Origin of the sequence: Streptomyces sp. NPDC050743 (assembly GCF_044456925.1) — a bacterium.
GTDB lineage: Bacteria > Actinomycetota > Actinomycetes > Streptomycetales > Streptomycetaceae > Streptomyces.
This window is the reverse complement of record NZ_JBITGJ010000165.1, coordinates 1-11,047: the sequence shown is the minus strand read 5'-3', so window position 1 is coordinate 11,047 and position 11,047 is coordinate 1. Positions and strand designations below refer to the sequence as shown.

Genomic DNA, 11,047 nt, shown 5'->3' with positions numbered 1-11,047 from the left:
CGCACGTAGTCGTGAGTACGGCGCTCGGGCATGCCCGGCATCATCGGCAGCACCGGGGCCGACCGGTCCAGCGCCTGGATCTGCGTCTTCTCGTCACCGTGACTTCGAGCCCTTACTCCCCGGGCTGGGACGATCTCCGGGCCGCTGAAGCCACCGATCACCAGGCCCCGCTCCGGCCACCGTCCCGCCGTCCGGCCAACCCGACCGCGTCCTGGCGCTTGCGCCGAGTGGACACACACTGCCGTGGCCAAGGCGAGGAAGGCCAGCGTGCCGAGGGGACGGCGACGGGCAGCTCGCGCTGAAGAGCGACATCTGCTGGCGCTTGTGCCAGCCGGTCAACGGTTACCTTCGCCACTTCGACACTTCCATACGACGTATGGTAACAATGAAAGCGCGCTTCCATACGGCGTATGGAACTGCTCGCTCGGATCACACCGGGCGTCATACATCGCCTGGCAGAACCGCCGTTGGCGCAGATCATCCCCTCGGGAAGGAAAGATCATGAACAAGCTCGCGAAGCGCATCGCCCTCACTGTCTCCTCCGTCGCGGTCGCCGGTGCTGCCGTTCTCGGTGCCGGTGGCACCGCTTCGGCCGCGCCCCTTGCGTCCACGCACGCCCCGCACTCGACCGACGGGGCCGTGGCCGCTGATTTCAGTTGGGACCACGGTGTCGGCTACCTGCTCGAGCGGGGCTACTCCTGCGACGAGACCCGCGGCTGGCACCAGGACCGCCACGGCAGCGATTCGACCCGGCACGACTGCGACGGGCTCTACTACCGCGATGGCCACTTCTACCGCTGGGAGGGCGAGGGACACGGCTGGACGTCCGACAGGTCCTACCGTCACGACGGGGACCGCTGCGAGCACGACGGCGGGGGCAGGCACCACCATGACCTGAGCCACGACGACCGGTGAGACGGGTATCGGCCATGTGCGCAAGCAGATCCGCTCGCCCCTGTCTCCGCCGGCGGCGGGGATCCGACTGGCGGCCGGGGGGCGGCGTCCCCGACCGCAGGCCGAGTGAGTGCAGCGCCACTCCTCATGCGGTGCGCCGGTGCCATCCGGCACCCGCGCCCTGCTGTACCGCCTCCGCCCGCGCTGCCTCTTCGCCACAGGCCGGTGTGAGGCACCGCCGAGCCACACCCGGGAGCGGAAGCCGATGAAGAAGTCCTTGAAGGGCGTAGAACGGCGGGTTGCCGTGCAGCTGGTCGTCTCGCACGCCTGCTCGTTGCCCCTCTGCGTACGTCTGCGCTACGAGCCCGCTGATCCCTATGTCGTCCGTGCCGCCTTCTTCGTCGACTGCGACGAGCCGGCCGAATGGGTCCTGGGGCGGGATCTTCTGGCTGACGGTCTGGAGGGTTCCGCAGGCCACGCGGAGGTCCGGATCTGGTCGGCCGCAGGGCGGGGTGACGAGTCGATCTACATCGCCCTCGGGTCTTCCGCAGGTACCGCCTTGCTCGAGGTCCCCGTGCAGGACATCTCGTCCTTCCTGCAGGACACCCAGGCTCTGGTGCCACGGGGTACCGAGTCCGGACTCATCGACTGGGATGCCGAACTGGCACACCTCCTCCCCCGAGACTGACCGCCGACCATCCATGCTCAGAAGTAAAGGAACCACTGGCATGTCCCAGTACCAGCTTCGCGTCTACACCCTGCGCAGCTCCGACGCGCTCGCCGCCTACGAGAAAATCTGGGCCCAGCACATTCCCGGTATGGCCAAGCACCGGATCACCACCCACGGCGTCTGGACGGTGCCCGCGGCGCCGGGAAGCGACACTCCCCGGCTGTACGCCCTCGTTTCCTACAAGGACGCCGACGACGTGCGGGAGCGGCTGGAGGCGTATCTGTCGAGTCCTGAATTCCGCGCGGACATGGAGGGCTTCGACATCAGCCAGATCGTCGGCCTCGACGAGACCCTGCTGACGCCCACCGTGGACTCTCCCTTGCGCTGACGGTCGGCCTGCGACGAGTGACGCGGCCGGAAGGGCCGGCATCCGGCGACCCTGCGATGGTGGTTCCGGTGTCGTCGACCGGCGACCCACCAGTGGTGGCCCTTGCCGGCATCGATACCGATCCATGAGCAGGGCACCTGTGTGGTCATGTGCGTCTCCTCGGACTCGGACAGCGTGCCGTTCCGCTCCAAGGACGGCTCTGCCCTGCGTGACCGGGCCTCGGCAACCGCGGCCGGCGTCGAGGTGGGGACCGTGACGAGTCGGTTCACTACCACCACAACCGGTTCAGCGTCGATCGCTGAGACAAAGGGCGCCCTTTGTCCGGCAACCACCGTTGGCCACATCTCCGTGATGGCCCCGGCCGGCAGTGGTGGCCTCGACTGCTCCCGTCGGCCGGGCACCCTGGCGACGGCACGAAGAACTGCTCCTGCGGGTGTCCTCGTGCCGACCGCCACCGGTCCTCGCAGTAACCGCGTCTCTGTGCAGCCCCTTTGAATCCGACGACAGCCCTTCCGATGGCCCTCCCCGGATGGCTCGAAGCACCAGGAGTAAGACCCGATGAAGTCATTGAGAACTGTGATCCAGGGGCTGCCTGTGAAGCTTGTCGGCGTGCATGCGACGTCCTTGCCCATGATCATGAATCTGCGGTACGAGCCGAGTGATCCCTATGTGGTCCATACCGCATTCACCACCGATGTCGACAGCGACGAGCCGGTGGAATGGATCATCGGGCGCGATTTGCTGATCGACGGCCTGGAGGGCCCCGCCGGCGAGGGAGACGTTCGCATATGGCCCACCGGCGAGGAGGGCTGCCGCGACTTGTACATCCTTCTCAACCCGCCGTCCGGTACGGCCCTGCTCAAGGCCCCAGCGCAGGAAGTCAAGGCGTTCCTGCAGGAAACGGAGGCAGTGGTGCCCCGGGGGGCCGAGCTCGGCCACAGCGACTTCGACCGCTTGCTGGCGCACTTCCTCGCCGAAGGGTGAGTCCTGGCATGGTGTGACCTGAGGCAGGCACACGGACGTCTGCGCCTCGGTGTTCACTGCCATGGTGAGTGGATGTCCGCAGTCGTGGCGTCGAGGGCGGCCGGGCCGAAGCCGGCCTCGGTCAGGATGTTCGCCGCGACTCCGCGGCCGACCCGCCCCGATGAGACCAGCCGCCACGCGGCAACCCGCTACCTGCGTCGCATCGCCCACCTTCCCGCGCTCCGTAGCTCGCCGCTCGTCGGCAGGCTCTGCCGCAGGGACGGAGCGGTCAGCCGGAGTGCCGGCCGAGCCTGCTGAACTGCTCGACTCATGGACTCCTACTGGGACGGGCGGCTGCCCGATGAACAGTTCTCGCTTGGGTGAGCGGCATCAACGCCGACCGTGCGCACGCTGGGCCCCGCTCCCTGAACCCTGATGGGCTGTACACGTCGGTGCAGCGTAACGTCGTCTTGTGGACTTCCCTGCGGACACTCTCGTGTCCCGTGCCGCGCGTGAGGTCAGCCTGCGGGCAGACCAGTTGATCCATGACGTCGAGCGGTGCCTGCAGCGTGGAGTCCCCGAGGTCTGGGAAGACCCCGACGTCGCCCGCATGACGGCAGAGAACGTCACCGAACATGTTCTCGCGGCGTTGGCCGGCCTGGTACACGGCATCGAGCCGGACCAGATCGAAACGCCGGCCGCAGACCCGGACCGCGCGCGCCGACTTGCTCGGCACGGGACGCCCGTCAGCGTGATGCTGCGGTCCTTCCGGCTGGGGCAAGGTGTCATGCTCGACCGGCTACTCGAAGAGATGCCCCGGCTGACCGACGACGCCGAGTTGATCAGTGCGGCGGCGCGCAAGCTGATCGCGACGATGGCCGGTTACGTCGATCGCATGTCGGAACAGGGCGTGGCGGTCTACCAGCGGGAACGGGACCGGCGGCTGCAGTGGCGGCTGTCGATGGTGAACGAGGCGGGCAGGCGCATCGGCACCACGCTGGACATCGCCCGCACAGCCCAGGAGCTGGCGGACCTCGCCACCGAGAATTTCGCCGACCTCGTCACCGTCGACCTGCTCGACTCCGTGCTGCGCGAAAATGACGGCCCTGTGAGCGGCCTTCCGACGCTCCGGCGGGTCGCTCAACGATCAGTGGTGGAGGGCGACCCGGCATTGACGATCCGACCGGAGCAGCTTCACGTCAGCCCGCGCGGTTCACCGTCGGCTCGCGCCCTCGACACCGGTCAGCCCTCCCGGCACACCGGCCCGCCGGCGCCCCGTGACGCCGGCGACGCCGACGACCACCGGACCCACTCGACGCTGGTGGTGCCGCTGCGGGCCCGAGACTCCACCCTGGGCGTCGCGCACTTCGTCCGGCACCGCAACCCCGACCCCTTCGACGACGAGGACCTGCTCCTCGCGCAGGAGATCGCCGCCAGGGCGGCGGTGGCCGTCGACAATGCCCGCCGCTACACACGCGCGCGCGCGACTGCCCTCACCCTGCAGCGCAGCCTGCTCCCGCAGCACACCGCACAGCAGTCGGCCGTGGAGACCGCTTATCGCTACCTGCCCGCAGGGGCCCAGGCCGGCGTCGGCGGCGACTGGTACGACGTCATCCCCCTGTCCGGAGCCCGCGTCGCCCTGGTGGTGGGCGATGTGGTCGGACACGGCATCCACGCCGCCGCCACCATGGGGCGGCTGCGGACAGCCGTCCGCACCCTGGCCGACATCGACCTGCCGCCCGAGGAACTCCTCACCCACCTGGACGACGTCGTCATCCGCCTGTCCGCCGAATCCTCCACAGACCCGACCGTCGAAGAGGCCGGGGACATCGGCGCCACCTGCCTGTACGCCGTCTACGACCCCGTCTCCCGCCAGTGCGTCCTCGCCCGCGCGGGGCATGTGCTGCCCGCCGTGGTGGGCCTTGACGGAACCGCCGACCTCCTCGAGCTGCCACCCGGACCACCGCTGGGCCTGGGTGGCCTTCCGTTCGAAGCGGCGGAGTTCGACCTCCCCGAAGGCAGCGTCCTTGCCCTCTACACCGATGGCCTGATCGAAGGCCGCGACCACGACGTCGAAGCGGGTATCGCCCTGCTCCGCCAAGCCCTCGCACAGCCCGCTTCCTCCCTGCAAGCAACCTGCGACACCGTGCTCGAAGCCCTGGTGGCGGCTGATCGACCACACGACGATGTCGCGCTGCTCCTCGCACGCACCCACGTCCTGGGCGCTCGCCAAGTCGCCAGCTGGGACTTGGACGCTGACCCCGTCTGCGTGTCCCGGGCGCGGTCGAACGTCGCTCAACAGCTGAGCATCTGGGGCCTGGAGGGGGTCGAGTTCTCCACCGGGCTCATCGTCAGCGAACTGGTCACCAACGCCATCCGCTACGGTCGTCCTCCCATACGGCTGCGCCTGATCCATGACCGTGCCCTCGTGTGCGAGGTCTCCGACACGAGTAGCACCACCCCTCACCTGCGCCGGGCCCGCACCTACGACGAGGGGGGACGGGGTCTGCTCCTGGTCGCTCAGGTCGCCGAGCACTGGGGAACGCGGCACGCCCGACACGGCAAGACAGTCTGGGCCGAGCTGAGCGGGAAGGAGTCCGCTTGATTCCCGGCATGGGATTCCCTGTAGGCGCGACGACGGACCGAGCTCTCCGGTGAGCGGATGCGTCGACCAGGAGCTCGGGGGCTCAGTCGGAACGACGTTCGATGCGCTGCTCGAACCAGATCGTCTTGCGGCTCTGGCTGTGGCGGCAGCCCCAGCGAGCGGTAAGGCCGGGCGCTGTTGGAGTCGGTGACCTCGCAGACCAGAACGCTGTGGCGGATCAGCCGCAGCTCCACCGGCTGACGGCAGAGCCGCCCCAGCAACCCGGACCGCGGTGCTGCAGTGACGACCGCGGTCGGCAAACCCACTCGCTCACGACCGTTCCTTCAGGTCGGGCGGTCACCGTGCGCCGGTGTCGAACAAGCGGCGGGCATTGCGGGTGGTGAGGTCCCGCCAGGTGAGGGTGGCGGACGGCTGCACCGCGGAGTCGATGGAGGTCACCTGAGCGAGCACCGTGTCAATGGGCGTCCAGCAGTAGTCGCTGCCATAGAGGAGACGCTCGGTGCCGAAGGCCGCGCCCAAGGCCGGGACCTGGCGCGGGAATGGCGTGCCGGCCATGTCGTACCAGAGTCGGCCGAGTTGCTCGACGGCGCTCGGCGCGTCGACGGCGCCGCCGCCGACGTGGGTGCGGAAGAGTTCCATCCGGTCGGCGAGCAGCGGCAGCACACCTCCGCCGTGTGTCAGGATCCAGCGGATCCGCGGACGGCGGGCGAGGACACCGCGCAGGAGCAGGTCGCTCGCAGTGCGGGCAGTGTCGAAGAGGAACTCCAGCATCGGCCGTGGCCGGCCCAGAGCAAGCTCATCGGCGTGGGGCGCTGACGTGGGGTGAACGAAGACGACGGCGCTGCGGCGGTCGAGCTCCTCCCAGAGCGGCTCGAACCGGGGGTCACCGAGGTAGAGGCCATGGTGGTTGGTTTCCACCACCACTCCGTCCGCACCGAGGACGTCGAGCGCGTGGGCGGCCTCGGCGAGCGAGCCCTCGACGTCCGGCAGGGGCAGGGAGGCGAACAGACCGAACCGCTGCGGGTCCTCCGTGCGGACCCGGGCGCCGAACTCATTGACCTCACGCGCGAGAGCGCGGGCCTCGATGTCGTCCCCGAAGTGCACTCCGGGCGAGGAGATCGACAGGTAGGACTTGTCGATCCCTGAGCGCTTCATCATGTCGAGATGCTCTTCGACGCTCCACGCGGGCCAGCCGGGCATCCCGTCGGGATGTTCGACACCTGCGGCTCGAGCCGCCGCCACATAGCTGTCGGTCACGAAGTGGGCGTGCACATCGGTGAAGCCGCTCGCGATCATACGGCTCTCCCTTTCGGCGGAGTCCCTGTCAGTGCCAGCCACCGTAGGAAGCGTGCCGTACATTGGCAGCGGTGATTCCAATGGATGAAATGGTGATCGCTGACGACGGTGTGCCCAGGAGACGCGGCGGCAGGCCGGCTGAGGGACAACCGGTGATCGACCGGGCGTTCGCCCTGCTCGGCAGCTTCGACGGTGACCATCGTGCGCAGACGCTTGCCGACCTCGCACAGCGAAGCGGCATCCCCCGCAGCAGTGCTCTCCGGCTCGCCCGGTCTCTGATGAAAGTGGGCGCGCTGGAACGCCTCGACGACGGCCGATTCGTCGTGGGTCTGCGGCTGCTGGAGACCGCTTCCCTGGCCCCGCGCGGTCACGGGCTGCGATCGGTGGCGATGCCGTTCATGGAGGACCTCTTCCACGTCACCCGTCAGCATGTCCTGCTCGCCGTGCGGGACGAGGGGGAGGCGCTGCTGGTCGAGCGGCTGTCAGCGCGTGATGCGAGTCCCGTGCGCTACCGCGTGGGGGGCCGTCTTCCTCTGACGTCCACCGGCGTAGGGCTGGTGCTTCTCGCCTTCGCACCGCCGGCCGTCCAGGAGCAGGCCATCGCCGCCTACGCGCCGGAGCACGGCGACGACGACATCCGCTCCTCCGCCGACCTGCGTCGTGTGCTGGCGGAGGTACGGCGCGGCGATCACGCTGTCGGCCACCAGAGCCGCCCTTGGCAGGTGAGCACCGTGGCCGCGCCGGTGCGTGACGGCGGCGAGGTGGTCGCGGCGTTGTCGGTCGTGGCGTCCGGCACCGGTTCGCCGAACCCGGGGTACGGCCCGGCCGTGCGCGCGACGGCCCGTGCGATTTCCCGCTGTCTCATTGAGGACAGTGGTCGGACCGTGTCCGTGGAAACCGAGGACGGGCACCGGTAGCGTGCCGACCCTGGCCGCGCCGGCCGTCGTTGTGCCGAGTCCTCTCCGCCACATCTCCCCTGGGGAAAGTCAGTTGCTGCAGGTGTCGAGCCACCGGCGGCGTTGGGATCCCGCAGCGGCCGCAGGGTGGCGTCGGCGCGTACAGGGGCGGCAAAGCATGCTGGGACAGAGGCGACACGGCTTTGGGAGCCTGACGGCAGCCCGCACCTGCGGGGCGGAGACCTTGTCGGACGGATGGCCTGGCTTGCTTCGCGGCCGCAAGCCGCTACACCTAGGACCAACCTCGCAAAGCGGCGTCCACGACGGCGTTCACGGTGTCGCGCCCCAGGTGGTTCCCGACGAAGAAGCGCTCGAAGAACAGCGGCCCGGCGGTGGCCATGGCGAATGTCTCGGGGGTGACGTCGGGCCGGAGCTGGCCGCGCTCGATGGCTGTGGTAACCGCGGGACGCAGGGCGTCGGCGATCTGGACCATGAGCGTCTGCCGGAGGTGGCGCATGCCTTCGTCGTTCCGTGAGCCACCGATGACCGCGGCAAGGACGGCCCCCGATTGCTCGTCGTCCCAACGCTCGGCGAGCACGTTCAGACGGTAAATGAGCTCCGCTCGCGGATCGTTGCCCGAAGCGGCCCGAAGCTCCTCGGGTACCGGAGGGAGAGGAGGCATGCCGGCCTCCAGCGCGGCCAGGCGGAGGTCGAGAAGGCTCGGCCAGTGCCGGTAGACGGTTGCCCTGCCGACGCCGGCACGAGTCGCAACCGTCTGATGTGTCACGGCCTCCAGCCCACCTTCCGTGAGCAACGCGGTGGCCGCCGCGACCATGGCCTGACGACTGCGCAATAGACGCGGATCTGTTCGATCTTCCACCTGGTACACCTTCCGCTGATAAAACCCTAGTCGCAGTCACTATGGGACATCCATTGAGCAGGTGAGGGGAGCCGCAAGGACCCTGTTCACCGACCTCGAAGGTGGGCCCTCAAAGCACTGCTTGTCCCGCTACATGTGCACGACAGGTGCGGCGTTCTCGTTCTGCTGGGGCACACCCCGGCGGTAGAGCAGGGCGGTGATGACCAGGCCGGCGACGAAGACGGCCGCCGACCACCAGTAGGCCGTGGAATAGCCCTCCAGGCCGGCCTGAGCCAGCACGCCGGGGTTCTTGGGATTGCGGCCGGAGAGGTAGCCGGTGGCGGCGTCGGAGGCCATGGTGCTGAGCAAGGCGATGCCGATGGAACCGCCTATCTGCTGGAGGGTATTGACTGCGGCCGATGCGACGCCGGCATCGGCGGCCTCCACGCCGGAGGTCGCCAGGCTCATGGCGGGCGCGACGACCGTGCCCAGCCCGATGCCGACGAGCACCAGCTGGGGCAGTACCTGCGTCACGTATCCACTGTTCAGGTCCAGCGTGGTCATCCAGACGAGCCCGGCGGCCGCAATGGCCATGCCCAGCGGCACCACCGGCCTCGGCCCTATGCGCGGTACCAGGACGTTGTTCGCCACGGCGGAGGCGGATGACGAGGCCACGATCAGGGGCAGGAAGGCGAAGCCGGTGTTCAGGGCGCTGTAGCCGAGGCTCTGCTGGAGGTAGTAGGTCAGGAACAGGAAGACGCCGAACATGCCCGCGCCGGTGACGAAGAGGGCGGCGAAGGAGGCGCCGCGGTTGCGGTCCAGCAGGACCCGCAGGGGCAGCAGCGGAGACGCCGCCCTGCTCTGCCACCACACGAAGACGGCCACCAGTACGACGCCGACTGCCAGCATGCCCCAGGTCGCCACCGAGCCCCAGCCGTGCGTCTCGGCGTTCGAGACCCCGTAGACGAGGCAGAACAGGCCGATGGAGGCCAGCAGAGTGCCGGGGACGTCGAGCTTGGAGGACGTGTCACGCGGGGTGCGGTGCAGCAGGGCCGCCCCACCGGCGAACGCCACCACCGCGAAGATCACGTTGACGTACATGGTCCAGCGCCAGTCCAGGTACTCGGTCAGCACTCCGCCGAGGATCAGGCCGATGGCTCCGCCGGCACCGGCGATCGAGCCCGCGACGGTGAAGGCCTTCGCCCGCTCGCGCGGTTCGGTGAAGGTGGTCATCAGGAGCGACAGTGCGGACGGGGCCAGCAGGGCGGCGAACAGGCCCTGGACGGCGCGCGCGATGACGAGCATGGCGAAACCGTTTGCCGCTCCTCCCACCATGGAGGCGGCTGCGAAGCCGGCCAGACCCACCAGGAAGGTCACCTTCTGACCGACCAGGTCCGCGACCCGGCCGCCGAGCAGCAGCAGACTGCCGAAGGCCAGCGCATAGGCGGTGACCACCCACTGCCGGTCGGCGTCCGAGAAGCCCAGGTCGTGCTGGGCTGACGGCAGGGCGATGTTCACGATGGTGCCGTCGAGAACACCCATCAGCATCGACAGGGAAATGACCACCAGAATCCACCAGCGGCGCCGGTGCGACAGGGCGGGCACATTCTCAGGTGTGGTCTCGGCGCCGCAAGCAGCGACGGTGGCGTTCTGGGACATGGGGGCAGCCCTCCGGACAGCAGATGGGGGATGGAGGAAGGGAGAAAAGAACGGATCGAGAGATCGGGTAGGGCTCATCCGGTACGGGGCGCCACTTCGTGCTCACGGGCGGGAGCACTCGGCGACGTAGCCGCCTCGGTGAACGGATGACGCGGGTGATTCAGCTCGACGAGGCCGACGGTCTCCCCCCTCAGGAGGGAGACCAGGAACAAGCCGACGACCGTGGTCATTTCGCGGTTCGGCGTCGGCATACGGCTGCCGTGCAGAGGCTGGATGTGGAGCCACCCCGCCGGGCGGTCTCACCCGATGTGACGGGATGGCTCCCCTGTGTCGCAGCCTGAGATCGCCCGACTGCGGGCGCGCCTCAGGCGCCAGTGCCTGGGGCGCAGCGTCTCAGGCTGACTGGCTCACATGGCCGGCGTGCCAGCCGTCACGACCGGCGGTGAGACGGCTTTCCAGGCCCGTGATCAGCGTGTCCATCACGAGGCGGAACATGTGGTCCTGGTCAGGGCCTTTCACGGCTGCATCCGTAGAGCCAGGGTGTGCGTCCGTGGCCCCGTCTTCGCCGGCTTCAGGGCCGTGGGGCTTGAGGGTCGACCACTGGTGGAGTGCGCCGTTGAGTTCTGCGGTGAGGCCGCCGATGACGACGGCGATCATCAGCGCGGCGATCTCCGAGACCTCTGACTGCGGCACGCCGGCAGCGGCCACGATGGCGGTGAGGGCGGTCCAGAACGGGTCGTCGGGCTGGATGAAGTCCGGCTGGTGGCTGAACGAGTACGCCAGCAGCTCAGGGTGACGGTGCGCCAGGGTCCGGAAG

9 protein-coding genes and 1 pseudogene are annotated in these 11,047 nt (G+C 68.9%); 6 read left to right on the top strand and 4 right to left on the bottom strand.

Annotated features, from left to right (window positions below):
* Positions 1-501 precede the first annotated feature (501 nt).
* The 5 genes from ACIBJF_RS49120 to ACIBJF_RS49100 all read left to right on the top strand — a co-directional run bounded on the left by ACIBJF_RS49120 (position 502) and on the right by ACIBJF_RS49100 (position 5,520).
* On the top strand, positions 502-915 hold the full coding sequence (locus tag ACIBJF_RS49120; RefSeq protein WP_399184398.1) for a hypothetical protein: 414 nt from the start codon (positions 502-504) through the stop codon (positions 913-915).
* A 244-nt stretch (positions 916-1,159) separates the two neighbouring features.
* The gene (locus ACIBJF_RS49115; protein ID WP_399184397.1) at positions 1,160-1,582 is read left to right on the top strand and encodes an SsgA family sporulation/cell division regulator; all 423 of its coding nucleotides are present in this window, start codon (positions 1,160-1,162) and stop codon (positions 1,580-1,582) included.
* A gap of 40 nt (positions 1,583-1,622) precedes the next feature.
* A complete protein-coding gene (locus ACIBJF_RS49110; RefSeq protein WP_399184396.1) occupies positions 1,623-1,952 on the top strand; it encodes an NIPSNAP family protein in 330 nt (109 codons plus the stop codon).
* Between the two features lie 558 nt (positions 1,953-2,510).
* The gene (locus tag ACIBJF_RS49105; RefSeq protein WP_399184395.1) at positions 2,511-2,936 is read left to right on the top strand and encodes an SsgA family sporulation/cell division regulator; all 426 of its coding nucleotides are present in this window, start codon (positions 2,511-2,513) and stop codon (positions 2,934-2,936) included.
* Between the two features lie 451 nt (positions 2,937-3,387).
* The gene (locus ACIBJF_RS49100; RefSeq protein WP_399184394.1) at positions 3,388-5,520 is read left to right on the top strand and encodes a SpoIIE family protein phosphatase; all 2,133 of its coding nucleotides are present in this window, start codon (positions 3,388-3,390) and stop codon (positions 5,518-5,520) included.
* A gap of 336 nt (positions 5,521-5,856) precedes the next feature.
* On the opposite strand, the gene ACIBJF_RS49095 is transcribed toward ACIBJF_RS49100, so the two are convergent.
* Complete coding sequence (locus ACIBJF_RS49095) at positions 5,857-6,816, bottom strand: amidohydrolase family protein (protein WP_399184393.1); 960 nt, start codon at positions 6,814-6,816, stop codon at positions 5,857-5,859.
* Between the two features lie 89 nt (positions 6,817-6,905).
* Between ACIBJF_RS49095 and ACIBJF_RS49090 the strand changes: the two genes are divergently transcribed.
* Positions 6,906-7,733 carry an IclR family transcriptional regulator gene (locus ACIBJF_RS49090; protein WP_399184392.1) on the top strand — a complete coding sequence of 276 codons (828 nt, stop codon included), beginning with the start codon at positions 6,906-6,908 and terminating at the stop codon, positions 7,731-7,733.
* 271 nt (positions 7,734-8,004) lie between these two features.
* Here ACIBJF_RS49090 and ACIBJF_RS49085 read toward each other — a convergent pair whose 3' ends face one another.
* The 3 genes and pseudogenes from ACIBJF_RS49085 to ACIBJF_RS49075 form a co-directional block, all read right to left on the bottom strand.
* On the bottom strand, positions 8,005-8,601 hold the full coding sequence (locus ACIBJF_RS49085) for a TetR/AcrR family transcriptional regulator (protein WP_399184391.1): 597 nt from the start codon (positions 8,599-8,601) through the stop codon (positions 8,005-8,007).
* A 120-nt stretch (positions 8,602-8,721) separates the two neighbouring features.
* Positions 8,722-10,230 carry an MFS transporter gene (locus ACIBJF_RS49080; RefSeq protein ID WP_399184390.1) on the bottom strand — a complete coding sequence of 503 codons (1,509 nt, stop codon included), beginning with the start codon at positions 10,228-10,230 and terminating at the stop codon, positions 8,722-8,724.
* 393 nt (positions 10,231-10,623) lie between these two features.
* A pseudogene (locus ACIBJF_RS49075) lies at positions 10,624-11,047 on the bottom strand (TetR/AcrR family transcriptional regulator); the annotation flags it as partial.

Excerpts from the sequence above, each read along its gene's own strand:
- ACIBJF_RS49120 (WP_399184398.1), top strand. The coding sequence starts at position 502 with ATGAACAAGCTCGCGAAGCGCATCGCCCTCACTGTCTCCTCCGTCGCG.
- ACIBJF_RS49115 (WP_399184397.1), top strand. The coding sequence starts at position 1,160 with ATGAAGAAGTCCTTGAAGGGCGTAGAACGGCGGGTTGCCGTGCAGCTG.
- ACIBJF_RS49110 (WP_399184396.1), top strand. The coding sequence starts at position 1,623 with ATGTCCCAGTACCAGCTTCGCGTCTACACCCTGCGCAGCTCCGACGCG.
- ACIBJF_RS49105 (WP_399184395.1), top strand. The coding sequence starts at position 2,511 with ATGAAGTCATTGAGAACTGTGATCCAGGGGCTGCCTGTGAAGCTTGTC.
- ACIBJF_RS49095 (WP_399184393.1), bottom strand. The coding sequence starts at position 6,816 with ATGATCGCGAGCGGCTTCACCGATGTGCACGCCCACTTCGTGACCGAC.
- ACIBJF_RS49090 (WP_399184392.1), top strand. The coding sequence starts at position 6,906 with ATGGTGATCGCTGACGACGGTGTGCCCAGGAGACGCGGCGGCAGGCCG.
- ACIBJF_RS49080 (WP_399184390.1), bottom strand. The coding sequence starts at position 10,230 with ATGTCCCAGAACGCCACCGTCGCTGCTTGCGGCGCCGAGACCACACCT.